This is a genomic window from Kineococcus vitellinus (genome assembly GCF_009906315.1).
GTDB lineage: Bacteria > Actinomycetota > Actinomycetes > Actinomycetales > Kineococcaceae > Kineococcus > Kineococcus vitellinus.
The window spans coordinates 1-15,674 of record NZ_JAAALL010000080.1; the positions used below are offsets into that span (position 1 = coordinate 1).

At 77.2% G+C, this 15,674-nt stretch carries 14 protein-coding genes, 1 tRNA gene and 1 other RNA gene; 7 read left to right on the plus strand and 9 right to left on the minus strand.

Annotated features, from left to right (window positions below; translation table 11 throughout):
* Positions 1-946, minus strand: a 946-nt coding sequence (locus tag GTQ99_RS09435; protein WP_166615487.1) for an acyltransferase domain-containing protein, incomplete at its 3' end; no start/stop codon positions are given.
* Positions 947-1,091: 145 nt separating this feature from the next.
* Positions 1,092-2,381 (minus strand): PucR family transcriptional regulator, encoded by a 1,290-nt coding sequence (locus GTQ99_RS09440; protein ID WP_338074866.1) that lies wholly within the window; start codon positions 2,379-2,381, stop codon positions 1,092-1,094.
* A 137-nt stretch (positions 2,382-2,518) separates the two neighbouring features.
* Between GTQ99_RS09440 and GTQ99_RS09445 the strand changes: the two genes are divergently transcribed.
* Complete coding sequence (locus tag GTQ99_RS09445; protein ID WP_166615488.1) at positions 2,519-3,202, plus strand: hypothetical protein; 684 nt, start codon at positions 2,519-2,521, stop codon at positions 3,200-3,202.
* An 83-nt stretch (positions 3,203-3,285) separates the two neighbouring features.
* Here the strand turns inward: GTQ99_RS09445 and aceE are convergent, their stop codons facing one another.
* Positions 3,286-6,042, minus strand: coding sequence for a pyruvate dehydrogenase (acetyl-transferring), homodimeric type (gene aceE / locus GTQ99_RS09450; RefSeq protein WP_166615489.1), 2,757 nt, complete (start codon positions 6,040-6,042; stop codon positions 3,286-3,288).
* A 68-nt stretch (positions 6,043-6,110) separates the two neighbouring features.
* Complete coding sequence (gene fdhD / locus GTQ99_RS09455; protein ID WP_166615490.1) at positions 6,111-7,013, minus strand: formate dehydrogenase accessory sulfurtransferase FdhD; 903 nt, start codon at positions 7,011-7,013, stop codon at positions 6,111-6,113.
* A gap of 329 nt (positions 7,014-7,342) precedes the next feature.
* Between fdhD and GTQ99_RS09460 the strand changes: the two genes are divergently transcribed.
* Positions 7,343-7,723, plus strand: a complete 381-nt coding sequence (locus tag GTQ99_RS09460; protein WP_166615491.1) for a DUF3052 domain-containing protein — start codon at positions 7,343-7,345, stop codon at positions 7,721-7,723.
* The gene (locus GTQ99_RS09465) at positions 7,669-8,178 is read left to right on the plus strand and encodes a redoxin domain-containing protein (protein ID WP_166615492.1); all 510 of its coding nucleotides are present in this window, start codon (positions 7,669-7,671) and stop codon (positions 8,176-8,178) included. Before GTQ99_RS09460 ends, GTQ99_RS09465 begins: the two co-directional genes overlap by 55 nt.
* Positions 8,179-8,198: 20 nt before the next feature.
* On the opposite strand, the gene GTQ99_RS09470 is transcribed toward GTQ99_RS09465, so the two are convergent.
* Positions 8,199-8,271, minus strand: a tRNA-Val gene (locus GTQ99_RS09470).
* Positions 8,272-8,319: 48 nt separating this feature from the next.
* On the opposite strand from GTQ99_RS09470, the gene GTQ99_RS09475 reads away from it, so the two are divergent.
* From GTQ99_RS09475 to GTQ99_RS09485, 3 genes are read left to right on the plus strand one after another with little or no spacing between them, the layout of a single operon-like run.
* Positions 8,320-9,180, plus strand: coding sequence for a Nif3-like dinuclear metal center hexameric protein (locus GTQ99_RS09475; RefSeq protein ID WP_166615499.1), 861 nt, complete (start codon positions 8,320-8,322; stop codon positions 9,178-9,180).
* 8 nt (positions 9,181-9,188) lie between these two features.
* Positions 9,189-9,932 (plus strand): zinc ribbon domain-containing protein, encoded by a 744-nt coding sequence (locus GTQ99_RS09480; protein ID WP_166615493.1) that lies wholly within the window; start codon positions 9,189-9,191, stop codon positions 9,930-9,932.
* Positions 9,933-9,963: 31 nt separating this feature from the next.
* Complete coding sequence (locus tag GTQ99_RS09485; RefSeq protein ID WP_338074868.1) at positions 9,964-11,073, plus strand: bifunctional RNase H/acid phosphatase; 1,110 nt, start codon at positions 9,964-9,966, stop codon at positions 11,071-11,073.
* A 70-nt stretch (positions 11,074-11,143) separates the two neighbouring features.
* On the opposite strand, the gene GTQ99_RS09490 is transcribed toward GTQ99_RS09485, so the two are convergent.
* The 3 genes from GTQ99_RS09490 to GTQ99_RS09500 all read right to left on the minus strand — a co-directional run bounded on the left by GTQ99_RS09490 (position 11,144) and on the right by GTQ99_RS09500 (position 14,317).
* Positions 11,144-12,361 (minus strand): sensor domain-containing protein, encoded by a 1,218-nt coding sequence (locus GTQ99_RS09490; RefSeq protein ID WP_166615494.1) that lies wholly within the window; start codon positions 12,359-12,361, stop codon positions 11,144-11,146.
* Positions 12,362-12,423: 62 nt separating this feature from the next.
* Positions 12,424-13,572 (minus strand): SLC13 family permease, encoded by a 1,149-nt coding sequence (locus GTQ99_RS09495; RefSeq protein ID WP_166615495.1) that lies wholly within the window; start codon positions 13,570-13,572, stop codon positions 12,424-12,426.
* Position 13,573: 1 nt separating this feature from the next.
* The gene (locus GTQ99_RS09500; protein ID WP_166615496.1) at positions 13,574-14,317 is read right to left on the minus strand and encodes a peroxide stress protein YaaA; all 744 of its coding nucleotides are present in this window, start codon (positions 14,315-14,317) and stop codon (positions 13,574-13,576) included.
* Between the two features lie 91 nt (positions 14,318-14,408).
* Here GTQ99_RS09500 and rnpB point away from each other — a divergent pair.
* An RNA gene (rnpB, locus tag GTQ99_RS09505) (RNase P RNA component class A) lies at positions 14,409-14,790 on the plus strand.
* Between the two features lie 33 nt (positions 14,791-14,823).
* Here the strand turns inward: rnpB and GTQ99_RS09510 are convergent.
* Entirely contained in the window at positions 14,824-15,420 is a 597-nt protein-coding gene (locus tag GTQ99_RS09510; protein WP_240897097.1) for a DUF6083 domain-containing protein, read from the minus strand.
* Positions 15,421-15,674: the final 254 nt, after the last annotated feature.

Below are 15,674 nucleotides of genomic sequence, written 5' to 3' on the forward strand. Positions count from 1 at the left end.
GCACGGGGGCGGGGGTCCCGCCCCCGTGCTCGGCGAGCATCGTGCGCGCGCGCTCGAGGTCGTCGGGCGTCTTGAGGGCGAGGACCTCCACGCCCTTGAGCTGGCGCTTGGCCAGGTTCGCCAGCGTCCCGGCGGGCGGGACCTCGATGAGGCCCGTCACGCCCAGGCGGGCGAAGGTCTCGGTGACCAGGTCCCAGCGCACGGGGCGCGAGACCTGCGCGACGAGGCGGTGCAGGAACAGCGCGCCGTCGGTGACCAGCTCGCCGTCGGCGTTCGCCGCGATCGGCGCGGCGGCCGTGCCGGGCTCCAGGCCCGCCGCGAGCTCGCGCAGCGCGCCGACGGCCGGGGCCATGTGCTCGGTGTGGAAGGCGCCGGCGACCTGCAGCGGGACGACGCGGGCCCTGGCGGGCGGCTCGGCGGCCAGCGCGGCGAGGGCCTCCAGCGTGCCGGCGGCGACCACCTGCCCGCCGCCGTTGGCGTTGGCGGGGGTGAGCCCGTGCCGCGCCAGCGCCGCGGCGACCTCCTCGGGGTCGCCGCCGAGGACGGCGCTCATCCCGGTCGGCAGGGCGGCGGCGGCCGCGGCCATGCCCCGGCCGCGCTCGCGCACGAGCACCAGGGCCTGCTCGGGGCTCAGCGCGCCCGTCGCGGCCGCGGCGGTGAGCTCGCCGACCGAGTGGCCGGCGACCGCGCCGGCGGTGCGGCCCAGGTCGGCGGGGGAGGCGACGAGCTCGCGCAGGCCCAGCAGGCCGGCCGCGACGATGAGGGGCTGGGCGACGGCGGTGTCGCGCAGCGTCTCGGCGTCGGAGACGGTGCCGTGGGCCAGCAGGTCGTCCCCGACCACGGCCGACGCCCAGCGCAGGCGGTCCGCGGCCCCGGGCAGCTCCAGCCACGGTGCGAGGAACCCCGGTGACTGCGAACCCTGGCCGGGGAAGACGAGAACGAGCACGCAGGTCAGCCTCCCCTGCGGGGGTGCCCGCCCGCGGTCACGACGCTCACCGACTTTGGGGGGCTGACTTGTAGGGATCCTCCAAGTGGCCGGCGGGGAAGCGCCCGGTGCTGCGAGCACACCGTCACCGGCGTGCGACGCAGCGTCAGCCCGAGCCGTCGCCGCCGGCGCTCCCACCTCCGCCGGCCCGCTGCTCGGCCCGCTGCTCGGCCCGGCGGTCGGCCCGCTGGTCGGCGCCGTGGTCGGGACGTCCCGCGGCGGGCACCTGCGCCAGGCGCCCCAGCGCCAGGGCCGTCTGCAGCACGAAGCGCTCGCGCGGCACCGTCGGCGTCCACCCGCAGACCTCGGCCACCCGCCGCAACCGGTAGCGCACGGTGTTGGCGTGCACGAACAGGGAGCGGGCGCAGGCCTCCAGCGAGCCGCCGTTCTCCAGGTAGGCGGTGAGGGTCTCCAGCAGCGACCCGCCGGCCTCCAGCAGGGGCGCGTAGGCGCGGTCGACCAGCGCCCGCCGGGCGGTGGCGTCACCGGACAGCGCGCGCTCGGGCAGCAGGTCGTCGGCGAGCACCGGCCGCGGCGCCTCTGGCCACGCCCGCGCGGCCACCACCCCCGCCAGCGCCGCCCGCGCCGAGCGCGCGGCCACCGGCAGGCTGGCCACCGTGGGACCCACCACGACCGGCCCGGGGCCGAACTCGCCGGCGGCCAGCCGCGCCGCGGTCGCCGCCACGTCGAGGTCGCCGGAGAGCACGACGACCAGCCGGTCGCCCTGCACGCCCACCAGCGCCTCGCCGCCGGCCTCGCGCGCCGTCGTGCGCACCCGGGCCACCACGCCCGCGGAGGTCTGCTCGCTGGAGGGGCCGATGACGACGGTCGTCGCCGCGTCCAGCGTCCAGCCCAGCGCCGCCGCCCGGGAGGCGATGGTGTCCTCGCCGTCGCCGCGCAGGACGGCGTCGACCACCAGGGCCTCCAGGCGCGCGTCCCACGCGCCGCGGGTCTCCGCCGCCCGCGCGTAGACGGCCGCGGCCGCGAACGCCACCTCGCGCGAGTAGCGCAGCAGCGCCTCGCGGGCGATGACCTGCTCCTCGGGGTGCCCGTCGCCGACGACGGCGTCCAGGCCCTCCTCCACGACGGTGATGGCGATGCGGACCAGCTCCACCGTCTGCTGCAGGGTCACCGAGCGCATCAGCTCGCGCGGTGCGGTGCCGAAGACGGCCGTGCCCGCCAGGACGTCGGGGTCCGGTTCGCTCAGCCAGCGCAGGAAGTCGCCGAAACCGGCCTGCGCGACGAGGTTGACCCAGGAGCGCTCGTCGGCGGGCAGCCGCCCGTACCAGGGCAGCGCCGCGTCCATCCGCGCCACGATCGCCGAGGCGAAGGAGCCGGCCGCCGCCTCCAGGCGCCGCACCGTCTGCTCGGACAGCTCGGAGCGGACGGTGGGCACGGTGCGAGCCTAGGGCGCGCGGTGCGCGCGGCGGTGCGCGCCGGGCCCCGGCGCAGCGCGGAACGGGCCGCGCCCGCCCGGCTGGGCTAGGGTCGGCCGCGGGTGCCGAACCCCCGGACATCCACGGAAGGGGACCCATGGGACTGCTCGACCGGTGGCGCAAGCCGTCCGCCGAAGCCCCCGCGACCCGCCCACCGGGCCGTCGGCTCGCCCGTCGCAGCCGACGCCGCGAGACCCCTCCGGTCGGCGAGGCGCAGCTGCGCGAGCAGCTGCGCGAGGACCCCAACGACGAGCCGGCGTTCACGACCCTCGCCGAGCTGGTGCGCACCCGCGCCGCCGAGGCGCACGAGGAGCAGGTGGCGCCCGCGGGCCCGCCGGACCCCGAGGAGGTGCGCCGCGCCGCCGACAACGCGGTCTGGGCGCTGGCCGAGGAGCTCGCGCAGAGCCCGCGGGCCTGGCGGCCCCTGCTCGTGCTGGGCCAGCTCTCGCTGACCGACGACCGCGAGGCGGCGCTGCGCCGGCTGTCCATCGCCGCCGAGCGCGACCCCAGCGGCACCGCGCTGGCCCGCGCGCTGCACGTGCTGCGCGACGCGGGCATGAACGACGAGGCGCTGAGCCTGGGCGTGGGGCACTGGCGCCCCCGCGAGCACGACGTCGAGGCGGGCCGGCACCTGGTGGCCGCCGCCATCGACGCCGGCCGGCTGGCCGAGGCTCGCCGCCACCTGAAGGCCCTGGCCGAGCACCCCGACACCGGGCGGGTCGCGCAGCTGCGCGCCGAGCTCGAGGACGCCATCGCCCGGGCGGACCGCGCCCGGCGCTGACCCGGACGCGGGACGGCCGCTGCCCGGGGTGGTCTCCCACCCCGGGCAGCGGCCGTCTCAGCCGTGCGCGGTCGTCCCCGGTTTCAGGACTCCCCGCCCGCGTTGCCGCTGCGGCCGGCGCGGACGTCGTGCAGCTGGTACTTCTCGATGGCCTGCCCCGGCGCCCGCCAGTCGACCTCGCCGCGGCGGGCGAGCATCTCCAGCGCGCGGACCACGACGGAGGGACCGTCGATGTGGAAGTAGCGCCGCGCGGCGGCGCGGGTGTCGGAGATGCCGAACCCGTCGGCGCCCAGCGAGGCGAACTCGCCCGGCACCCACGGCTGGATCTGGTCCGGGACCGCGCGCATCCAGTCGCTGACCGCGACGACGGGACCGGGGGCGTCCTTGAGCTTCTGCGTCACGAATGGCACCCGCGACTCGTCGCCGGGGTTGAGGAAGGCGTGCTCGTCGCAGGCCAGGCCGTCGCGGCGCAGCTCGTTCCAGCTCGTGACCGACCACACGTCGGCGACGACGCCGAAGTCCTCCTTCAGCAGCCCCTGCGCCTCCAGCGCCCACGCCACCCCCACGCCGGAGGCGAGCAGCTGGGTGCGCGGGCCCTCGCCCTCGCCGACGGAGACGCGGTGCATGCCGCGCACGATCCCCTCGACGTCGACGTCCGCCGGCTCGGCCGGGTGGACCATCGGCTCGTTGTAGACCGTCAGGTAGTACATGACGTTCTCGGGGTCCTCGCCGTACATGCGGCGCAGGCCGTCCTTGACGATGTGCCCGATCTCGTAGGCGTACGCCGGGTCGTAGGAGACGACCGCGGGGTTGGTGGCGGCCAGCAGCAGCGAGTGCCCGTCGGCGTGCTGCAGCCCCTCGCCCGTCAGCGTGGTCCGCCCGGCGGTGGCGCCGATGAGGAAGCCGCGCGACATCGTGTCGGCCGCCGCCCACAGGTTGTCGCCCGTGCGCTGGAAGCCGAACATCGAGTAGAAGACGTAGACCGGCACCATCGGCTCGCCGTGGGTGGCGTAGGAGGAGCCGGCCGCGGTGAAGGCCGACAGGGCCCCGCCCTCGTTGATGCCCACGTGCAGGATCTGCCCCTGCTCGGACTCCTTGTAGGCCAGCATCAGCTCGCGGTCCACCGACGTGTACTGCTGCCCGTGCGGGTTGTAGATCTTGATCGTCGGGAACAGCGAGTCCATGCCGAACGTGCGGGCCTCGTCGGGGATGATCGGCACGACGCGCTTGCCGAACTCCTTGTCGCGCATGAGGTCCTTGAGCAGGCGGACGAAGGCCATCGTCGTGGCGATCTCCTGCTTGCCCGACCCCTTGGCGGCGACCTTGTACGCGTCCTCGGCCGGCAGGTGCAGCGGTGCGTGCTGCACGCGGCGCTGCGGGACGGGCCCGCCGAGGTCGGCGCGGCGCTTGCGCAGGTACTGGATGGCCTCGTCGCCGTCACCGGGGTGGTAGTACGGCGGGCGGTAGGGGTCCGCCTCCAGCTGCTCGTCGCTGATCGGGATGCGCAGCGAGTCGCGCAGGAGCTTGAGGTCCTCCAGCGTCAGCTTCTTCATCTGGTGGGTCGCGTTGCGGCCCGCGAAGTGCGGCCCGAGGCCGTAGCCCTTGATCGTCTTGGCGAGGACCACCGTCGGCTGGCCGGTGTGGTTGACCGCCGCCTGGTAGGCCGCGAAGACCTTGCGGTAGTCGTGGCCGCCGCGCTTGAGGTTCCAGATCTCCTCGTCGCTCATGCTCTCCACGAGCTTGGCCGTGCGCGGGTCGCGGCCGAAGAAGTTCTCCCGGACGAACCCGCCGTTCTCGGCCTTGAACGTCTGGTAGTCCCCGTCGGGGGTGGCGTTCATGAGGTTCACCAGTGCGCCCTGGGAGTCGGCGGCCAGCAGGGTGTCCCACTCGCGGCCCCACAGGACCTTGATGACGTTCCAGCCCGCACCGCGGAAGAACGCCTCGAGCTCCTGGACGATCTTGCCGTTGCCGCGCACCGGGCCGTCGAGGCGCTGCAGGTTGCAGTTGACGACGAAGGTGAGGTTGTCGAGCTCCTCGTAGGCGGCCAGCTGCGCGAAGCCGCGCGACTCGGGCTCGTCCATCTCGCCGTCGCCCAGGTAGGCCCAGACGTGCTGCTGCGAGGTGTCCTTGATGCCGCGGTTGTGCAGGTACTTGTTGAACTGCGCCTGGTAGATCGCGTTCGCCGGGCCCAGGCCCATCGAGACGGTCGGGAACTCCCAGAAGTCCGGCATCAGGCGCGGGTGCGGGTAGGAGGAGAGCCCGTTCGGCGCCGCGGAGACCTCCTGGCGGAAGCCGTCGAGCTGGTCCTCGCTCAGCCGGCCCTCGAGGAAGGCGCGCGCGTACACGCCGGGGGAGGCGTGGCCCTGGATGAAGACCTGGTCACCGCCGCCGGCGTGGTCCTTGCCGCGGAAGAAGTGGTTGAAGCCCACCTCGTACAGCGTCGCCGAGGAGGCGTAGGTGGAGATGTGGCCGCCGACGCCGATGCCGGGGCGCTGGGCGCGGTGCACCATGACCGCGGCGTTCCAGCGGACCCAGGCGCGGTAGCGGCGCTCGACCTCCTCGTCGCCGGGGAACCACGGCTCGGCCTCCGGGCCGATCGTGTTGATGTAGTCCGTCGCGGTCAGGCTCGGGACGCCGACCTGCTGCTCGCGGGCGCGCTGCAGCAGCTGCAGCATCAGGTAGCGGGCACGCGTCTTGCCGCGCTCGTCGACCACGCCGTCCAGGGAGGCCAGCCACTCGGCCGTCTCCTCGGGGTCGATGTCGGGCAACTGCGAGGGCAGGCCGTTGAGGATGGGGCCCTTGCCGGCGGGGCCGTTCCCCGCGTCGTCGCGTCTGGCCACGGTGGTGGTCCTCCCGCTGTCGTCGAGGGCCCGCGGTCGGCGGACCCCGCTCGGTGTTGGCCCTCAGGTTAGGACCGCGCGCCGACGGACACCCACCCCGGTGGGTGCGGAGCCTGCGCGAGGCCCGTCCCGGCGCCGCCCTCGAGCACGAGGCGGTGCTCGCCGGCGTAGGCGTTGGCGCGCGGGGGGCGCACGAACCCCAGCAGCGTCATGCCGCTGGCGCGCGCCAGCGACACCGCCAGCGAGGAGGGCGCGGAGACGGCGGCCAGGACGGGCACCCCGGCCATGGCCGCCTTCTGCACCAGCTCGAAGGAGGCGCGCCCGGAGACGACGAGCACGCTGCCGCGCAGCGGCAGCAGCCCCTCGCGCAGCCCCCAGCCGACGACCTTGTCGACGGCGTTGTGGCGCCCGACGTCCTCGCGCAGGCAGCGCAGGGTGCCGTCGGGGTCGAACAGCCCGGCGGCGTGCAGGCCGCCGGTGCGCTCGAAGGCGGACTGGGCCGCGCGCAGGGTGTCGGGCATCCGGGCCAGCACCGCGGCGTGCAGCCGCACGTCGTCCTCGTGCAGCGGGGCGGGCACGCGGGCCAGGACGTCGTCCACGCTCGCGGAGCCGCACACCCCGCACGCGGAGGTCGTGGTGAACGGCCGGGCGACGCGCTCGCCGGCCAGCCGGCTGCCGGGGCGCGGCGCCACCTGCAGCAGGTTGTACGTCGGCTCCCCGTCGGGGCCGACGTCGGTGCAGTGCCTCATCGCGACCACGTCGTCGGCGCCGGTCAGCAGCCCCTCGGCGTGCAGGAAGCCCAGGGCCAGCTCGACGTCGTCGCCGGGCGTGCGCATGGTCACGGTCAGCGGCTCGCCCGCCACCTCGATCTGCAGGGGCTCCTCGACCGCCAGGGTGTCCACCCGCGTGCCGGAGGTGCCGAGCTCGAGGTCGAGGCGGCTGGTGCGCGAGCGGACGGTGAGCCTTCCCACGGCCCCACCCTGCCACCGTCCGGCCGGTGCCGCGCCCCCGGGAGGGCCCCGCGCGCAGCCGCGGGGGACCCCGTGCGCGGGTGCCGTGACCACCTCGTGATCCACTGCGGGTGGCCTCTCGTCTTGCGCCCGGGGTGGTGTCTCCGGTGCACTAGGGGGTCACGAGCCGCCGCAGCCGCCCGCCGCACCCCGGCGGGAGGCCGCCACCCGGCTCGGGATGCACGCGCGGACGGACAGGAGACCCCGCCACGGAGCGGGGCTGGAGGAAGGCAGGACAGCACGTGGGCGCGACCGCGGACCCTGCAGCCGATGTGGCTGCAGTGGCCAAGATGGGTTTCAAGCCCGGGCAACTCGTCCAGGAGTACGGCTGGGACGACCAGGTCGACGAGGCCTTCCGGGAGGCCGTCGAGGACCTGGTGGGCTCCGAGCTGCTCGACGAGGACGCCGACGACGTCCCCGACGTCGTGCTGTGCTGGTACCGCGAGGGTGACGGCGACCTCGTCGACGCCCTCGTGGACGCCATCACCGACCTCGCCGACGGTGGTGTGGTCTGGCTGCTGACCCCCAAGAAGGGCCGCCCCGGGCACGTGACGGCCGCCGAGATCGACGAGGCGGCCCCCACCGCCGGCCTGCACGCCACGAGCAGCGTCAGCGCGTGCGCGAACTGGGCCGGCACCCGCATGACGACGCCGAAGAACGGCCGGCGCTGAGGCCCTTCCCGGTCCCCGGCGCGGTCGTCGCCGACCAGCACGGGGACCGGCTGCCCCTGCACGAGCTGTGGGGGCAGGGCCCGGCCCTGCTCGTGCTCGTGCCGGCGGCCTTCTCCACCCACTGCACCGCCGAGCTGGGCGCCCTCGCCTTCGACGTCGAGCGCTTCGACGCCGCGGGCGTCCAGCTCGCGGCGCTCTCCTGCGACCCGGTGCCCGCGCTGCGGGCGTGGGGCGAGGACCGCGGCTACCCGTTCCCGCTGCTCAGCGACTTCTGGCCGCACGGGCACGTGGCGCGCTCGCTGGACGCCTTCGACGAGGAGCTGGGCACCGCGCAGCGGCTGTCGCTGCTCGTCGTCGACGGCGCGGTGCGCTGGGAGCTGCGCGCCGAGCGCGGGCGGGCGCGCTCGCTGCGCGAGCACCTGGCGGCGCTGGCGGCGCTGGAGGCGCTGGGCTGAGCGCCCAGCGCCCCTCGGGGTGGGCCCGGCCGGGCTCGAACCGACGACGGCCGCGGTGTAAGCGCGGTGCTCTACCCACTGAGCTACGGGCCCCGTCCGCCCACCGTAGCGGCGCCGGCGGCCACTAGTGTCGGCCCCGTGATCCCGCCGGAAGCCGACGCCCCCGCCCTGCGCCAGGTGATCGCCGCCCTGGAGGCCGTGCACCCGCTGGAGTGGGCGCAGCCCTGGGACGCCGTCGGGCTGGTCTGCGGCGACCCCGACGCCCCCGTGCGCCGCGTCCACCTCGCCGTCGACCCCGTCGAGGAGGTCGTCGAGGAGGCGATCGCCGCGGGCGCCGACCTGCTCCTCACCCACCACCCGCTGTTCCTGCGCGGGGTGCACTCGGTGGCCGCGACGACCGCCAAGGGCCGCGTCGTGCACCGCCTGGTGCGGGCCGGCTGCGCGCTCTACGTGGCGCACACCAACGCCGACGCCGGCGCCCCGGGCGTGTCCGACGCCCTCGCGCGCGTGCTCGACCTCGACGACCTGCGGCCGCTGGAACCGCTGCCGGGCCGTCCCGACCTCGGGATCGGGCGCGTCGGCCGGCTCGCCGCGCCCGAGCGCCTCGCCGACTTCGCCGACCGGGTGGCCCGGGCGCTGCCGGAGACCGAGCAGGGCGTGCGGGTCGCGGGCGACCCCGACGCCCTCGTGCAGCGCGTCGCCGTCTGCGGCGGCTCCGGCGACAGCCTCTTCGAGCAGGTCCGCGCCAGCGGCGCCGACGTCTACGTCACCGCGGACCTGCGCCACCACCCGGCCTCCGAGGCGCGCGAGCGCGCCGGCCTGGAGGGCGGGCGCCCGCACCTGGTCGACGTGGCGCACTGGGCCAGCGAGTGGCCCTGGCTGGCCGGCTGCGCGGACCGCCTGGTGGCCGCGCTGGCCCAGGACGGCCGTACCGTGGACGCTCACGTGTCCACCACGCGCACCGACCCGTGGTCGCTGCGCGTCCCCAGTCGAGGAGAGTGACCCGGCGGATGCCCAAGGCTCCGGCGATCGACCAGCAGCGCCTGCTGGACCTGCAGGCCGTCGACACCCGGCTGGCGCAGCTCGCGCACCGGCGCGCGACCCTGCCCGAGCTGAAGGAGCTGACCGCCCTGGAGGCCGAGCGGCGGCGCACCGCCGACGTGCTCGTGGCCGCGCGCACGCTCGTCGGCGACGTCGAGCGCCAGGTCGCCAAGGCCGAGGCGGACGTCGCCCAGGTGCGCGACCGCGCGGCCCGCAACACCCGGCGCCTGGAGAGCGGCACCGGCAGCGCCAAGGACCTGCAGGGCCTGCAGCACGAGCTGGAGTCGCTCGCGCGCCGCCAGGGCGTCCTGGAGGACGAGGAACTGGTCTTCATGGAGCGCCTGGAGCAGGTGCAGTTCGCCGCGGCCGAGCTCGCCACGACCGACGGCGAGCTCGCCGAGCAGATCGCCGACGTCTCCGCGCGCCGCGACGCGGCGCTGGCCGAGATCGCCGCCGAGGAGACGGCGGTGCTGGCCCGCCGCCAGGCCATCGCGATGGGCGTCGACGACGCCCTCGTGGCCCTCTACGAGAAGGTCCGCGCCCCCCGCGGCGGGGTCGGCGCGGCGGCGCTGCGCGCCCGCCGCTGCGAGGGCTGCCGCCTGGAGCTCAACGCCTCCGACATCGCCACCCTGCGCGCCGCGGCCTCCGACGAGGTCCTCTTCTGCGAGGAGTGCGGGCGCATCCTGGTCCGCACCGACGAGTCCGGGCTGTGAGCGGGGGGCGGCCCGTGAGCGGGAGCGGGCTGTGAGCGGCGCGGAGCGCGTCCTGCGCATCGAGGCCGACGGCGGCTCGCGCGGCAACCCCGGCCCCGCCGGCTTCGGCGCGGTCGTCAAGGACGCCGCGACGGGCGAGGTGCTCGCCGAGGTCGCCGCCTCGATCGGGCGCGCCACGAACAACGTCGCCGAGTACCGCGGCCTGCTGGCGGGGCTGGAGGCGGCGGCCGCCGTCGACCCGGACGCGCGGGTGGAGGTCCGGATGGACTCCAAGCTCGTCGTCGAGCAGATGTCCGGCCGCTGGCAGGTCAAGCACGCCGACATGCGCAAGCTCGCCCAGGAGGCGCGCACCGCGTGGCCGGCCGGCCGGGTCGACTACGGCTGGATCCCGCGCGCCCAGAACTCCCACGCCGACCGCCTGGCGAACGAGGCGATGGACGCCGCGGCCGCGGGCAGGCAGTGGCAGCGCTCCACCGGCAGCGCGCAGGCGGCGCCGGCCGCACCGGCGGGCCCGGCGGCCGCCCCCGTCCCGGCCGGGCCGCCGACGGAGCTCGTGCTCGTGCGGGCGGCCTCCACCGCGCTCACCGAGCAGCAGCTGCTCGCCGGCCGCCGCGGCAGCGACCCGGAGCTGTCCGAGCGCGGCCGCGCCGAGGCCGCCGCGCTCGCCGCCGCGCCGGAGGTCCGCGGCGCCGAGGTCGTGCTCACCTCGACGATGCGCGACGCCCGCCAGACCGCGCGGGCCGTCGCCGACGCGCTCGGCGTCGAGGTCCTCGCCGATCCGCAGTGGGACGAGACGGACGTCGGCGACTGGGCGGGGCTCTCGCCCGCGCAGCTGTCCGAGCGCTGGCCCCGCGACGTCGCCGCGTGGGGCGTGGTGCCCGACGCCGCCGCACCCGGCGGGGAGTCGCTGCGCGACGTCGAGCGCCGGGTGCTGGCCGCGCAGCGGGCCCTGCTGCGGCGCTGGGCGGGCCGGCGCGTGGTCCTCGTCAGCCACGCCGACCCGCTGCGGGTGCTGCTGCGCGCGGGCCTGGGGCTGGGCGCACCGCTGCACCGGCGCCTGCACCTCGACCCCGCCTCGCGCAGCCTGCTGCGCTGCGCCGCCGACGGCAGCGCCGACGTGCTGGCCGTCAACCGCGTCTGAGCCGCCCCGCCGGGGCGGCCCCGCGGCTGGTCGCGGACCCCGCGGCCGGTCGCCGGCCTCCTCGAGCGCCTCACGCGCGCAGCGGCAGCTCGACGCGCACGCTGGTGCCCGCACCCGGGGGGCTCTGCACGCGCACGGTGCCGTCGACGGTGGCGACCCGGTCGGCCAGTCCGCGCAGCCCGCTGCCCCGGGAGGGGTCCGCGCCGCCGCGGCCGTCGTCGCGCACGAGGACCCGCAGCCGGCGGCGCCTCGCGGTGACCCGCACCAGCACCTCGCCCGCGCCGGCGTGGCGGGTGGCGTTGGCCACCAGCTCGGTGACGCAGAAGTAGGCCATCGTCTCGATCGCCGGGGACAGCCGGGCGCCGGCGAGGGCGAGCTCGGTGCGCACGGGCAGCGCCGACTGCTCGGCCAGGGAGACGAGCGCGGGCCCGAGGCCGTCGTCGAGGGCGGGCGGGTGGATGCGCCGCACGATGGTGCGCAGCTCGGTGATGGCCTCGGTGGTCGTCGCGTGCGCCACGTCGAGCAGCTCCGCGGCGCGCCCGGGGCCGCCGGGCCCGCGCAGCTGCCCGCGGGCCATGTCCACGTGCAGCGCGATCGCGGTCAGCCGGGCCTGGGTGCCGTCGTGCAGGTCGCGCTCGATGGCCCGCACCTCGGCCGCCGACCCCTCCAGGGCGGCCGAGCGGCTGCGCCGCAGGCGGGCCGCGTCCGTGGTCAGCGGGTCGGGCCCGATCATCGCCCGCACCACCAGGCCGTCCAGCAGGGCCGTCGCGCGCAGCAGCCACGGGCCGAGGAAGGCGATGAGCACGAGCAGGGGGAGCAGGCCGGGGGCGGCGTCCTCGCGCCCGGTGGCCCACCCCTGCGCGGTCGCGGCCAGCGCCGCCACGAGCGCCGCCGGCGCGTAGACCCCCACGAAGGCCAGCGGCGCCTGCACCAGCAGGAAGCCCACGGTGCGCCACGCCGTCGCGTCGCTGAGCACCGCCCACATCCCGCCGACCGGCGAGGCGCCCCGCGGGCGGGGCTGCGGCTCCTCGACGGCCACCCCGAGCAGCCGGCGGGCGAGTGCTCGGTGCACCCGGCCCAGCCCGCGCGCGCACGTCAGGGCCAGCGCGACGACCGGCAGGCCGAGCAGCGTCACCGACAGCACCACGCCGGCCAGCAGCAGCAGCACGCACACCAGCCCCGGCACCGCCAGCAGCGCGGCGAGCAGGTGGTGGCCCAGGTCCGCCCGCGTGCGCCGCGCCAGCGGTGCGCGCAGCAGGCGCCCGAGCACGGCCCTCCTCGCGTCCACGTCGCGGACGCTAGCGCGGCGCCCGGGGCCCGTCCCTCGTGCCAGCACGAGGGACGGGCCCCTCACGCGGTCAGCTGCAGCGCCGCGACGGCCGCGCTCACGCAGACGACCGCCCCCACCAGCCCCAGCAGGGCGAAGCGCCGCAGCGGGACGTGCACGCCGCGGGCGCGGCAGCGGTCCAGCCACAGCAGCGTCGCCAGCGAGGCCCACGGCGTCACGAGCGGGCCGAGGTTCACCCCCACCAGGACGGCCACGAGCCGGGCGGCGCTGCCCGCGAGCGGCTCCACGGCCAGGTAGGCCGGCAGGTTGTCGGCGACGTTGGCGCTCACCGCGGCCGTGGCCGCCAGCCGCAGGTGCGCGCCGAAGCCCTCCCCGCCACCCGCCACGGGCCGCAGCAGGTCGGTCAGCCCGTGCGCCTGCGCGGCCTCGACGACGAGGAAGAGACCGCTGACGAGGACCACCGTGCGCCACGGCAGCAGCGCGGGGCGCAGCGCGCCGGGCCGGCGCAGGGCGAAGGCGGCGACGAGGACGAGCGCCGCGACGGCGGCCGGGACGGCCGGCTCCACCCCGCTGACGAACGCCGGTGCCAGCAGGCAGCAGACGACCGCCGCGACGGCGAAGAGCACCGGGTCGCGCCGCGGCGCGTCCCCGGGCAGCGCGTAGCCGCCGCGCAGCTGCCGCCGGTGCGCGAGCCCCAGGACGGCGACGGCGCCGGCCAGCCCGGCCAGGAACGGCGCCCACGTCAGGGCCGTGAAGCCGCCGGTGCCCTCGACGCCCAGGGAGCGCAGGGTGTCCAGCGCGATGAGGTTGGTGAGGTTGGAGACCGGCAGCAGCATCGAGGTGGTGTTGGCCAGCCAGACCGTCGTCAGCGCGAACGGCAGCGGGGCCAGCCGCAGCTGCGCCGCCAGCGCCAGCACGACCGGCGTCAGCAGCACCGCGGTGGTGTCCAGCGACAGCACCACCGTCGCGGCGGTGCCCAGGACGACGACGAGCAGCCACAGCCGCCAGGTGCGCCCGCGCCCGGCCCGCGCGGCCAGCCGGGCGGCCGCGTCGAAGACGCCCGCCGCGTCGGCGAGCTCGGCGACGACCGTGACGGCCACGAGGAAGGCCAGCACCGGGGCGGCGCGCCCGGCCACCCGCGCGAGGTCCTCACCGCCCAGCAGGCCACCGGCGAGCGCGGCCAGCCCGGCGAGCCCGCAGACCCACCACACCTCAGCGGGCCTCGACGTCGAGGGTCCACGGCTTCGCGCGCCCGGCGGGTTCGCGCAGCCGGGCCTGGAACGCCTCGGCCGCCGCGTCGGCGAGGGCGGCGGGGGTGCGCGGCGGGCGGCCGGTGCGGGTCAGCAGGTGCCGCGCGAGCAGGCCGCGGGTGTGCTTGGCCGCGTGCGAGACGACCCTGCCGCCCGCCAGGACGCGCACCGCGACGGTGCGGGCCGCGGTGTCGGCGTCGGGCACCCAGGCCGCCGCGTACGCCGCCGAGCGGCAGTCCACGACGAGGCCCTGCGGGCGCAGGGCCTCCGCCAGCCGGGGCCGCCACCACGCGGCGAGCGGACCGAGGCCCGGGAGGTCGGTGCCCATGGACAGCCGGTAGCCGGGCACCCGGTCGCGCGGGGACAGCACCCCCCACAGCGCCGAGACGACGAGCACCCGCCGCGCGGCCGCCGCGGGCAGCGAGGGCAGGTCGAGGGCGTCGAAGAGGACACCGGTGTAGACCTGCGCGGCGCGGGCCGCGGGCCGCTCGCGCAGGGTGGTGTTGGCGGCGACCACGTCGGCCAGGCTCGCGCCGGCGCCCAGCAGCTCCAGCGCGTCGGCGCGCGCGGAGGCCGCCGCGAGCGCGTCGAGCACCTGCTCGCGGGCGGCCGTCAGCGCGGGGGAGGTGAGGGTGTCGAGGCGCACCGGGCTCCCGCGTCGCGGTCCCGCCCACTTCGACTCCGACGGGGGGAGCAGCACGAGCACGAGGCGGAAGGCTAGCCGCCGCGCCCGGCGCCGCCGCGGGGCCCGCGGCGTGCGCGGGGCGGGTGCGCGCGGGCGCTAGGGTGGCCGTGGACGAGTCGGCCGGGCGGCCGCGTCGGCCGGGCCTGCTCGCAGGGCCGGCCGCCGAGGAAAGTCCGGACTCCACAGGGCAGGGTGGTGGGTAACGCCCACCCGGGGTGACCCGCGGGACAGTGCCACAGAGAGAAGACCGCCTCCCCGAGCGATCGGGGCGGCAAGGGTGAAACGGTGGTGCAAGAGACCACCAGCGCACCGGGTGACCGGTGCGGCTCGGCAAACCCCACCCGGAGCAAGACCAGACAGGCAGCGTTCGAGGGCGGCCCGCCCGAGCTGCCGGGTAGGTCGCTGGAGGCGTGCGGCAACGCACGTCCTAGAGGGATGGTCGCCGCCGCTCCCCGGAGCGGGCACAGGATCCGGCTTACAGGCCGGCTCGTCCACCCACCCGCCGACCCAGCCGCGCGCGCACCGCGTCAGCCCGTCCCGGCGGTGTCGGAGGCCGCGAGGTTCGCGTGCCACGCCCGCGCCAGCCGGGGGTTGTCCGGCACCGGGTGCGCGGGGCAGACCAGGTCGTGCAGCACGCGCGCGCCGACCTGCTCGGGGTCGTCGTGGCCCACCGCCTCGGCGTGCCCGTCGCGCACGCGCCAGCGGTCGGCGACGGGCACGCTGGTGGCCAGCACCGCGTCCGCGGCCAGCCGCACGGGCTCGCCCGCGGCGTCGCGGTGCACGTGCACGGCGGCCCCGCAGCGGGCGCAGTCCTCCTCCCGCCAGGTGCGCTCGGCGACCCGGCGCGCCATCCGGCGCACGTGGGCGACCACGGCCGAGGTCTGCTCGCCGAGCGTGGGCGGCAGGCCCGGACCGGGGCCCGGCACCGGGTCGGCGGGAGCGGCGGGTGCGGCGGCGCCCGCGAAGCGCTCGCGGCAGCGGGCGCACACGTGCACGACGACGCCGAGCCGCTCGGTGGCCTCGACGGCCGCGTCCTCGCCCTGCGCGCCGCAGAAGGCGCACGCGCGCGGCTCCCCGGCCTGCTGCCCGGCCTGCTCCCCGGTGTGCTGCCCGTCCTCGTGCATCCCGCTCACGGCTCCAGCATGCCGCCCGCCGGGAGCGGGAGGGGGCAGGCCCGTCCGGGTCCCGGCGCTGCGCCGTCCGGGTGGAGCACCGAGGGCGGATCACCGTCCGCGTTCAGTGCTGACTCACAGTGTTCTCAGGGCCCCGGCAGCCGGGGCGGCGGAACGGGGGACGGGCACGTGACGGGACAGCAGTGGCGATCCGGTGAGCGGCCGGCGGCTGGCCGGCCGCTCACCGGATCGCCACTGCTGTCCCG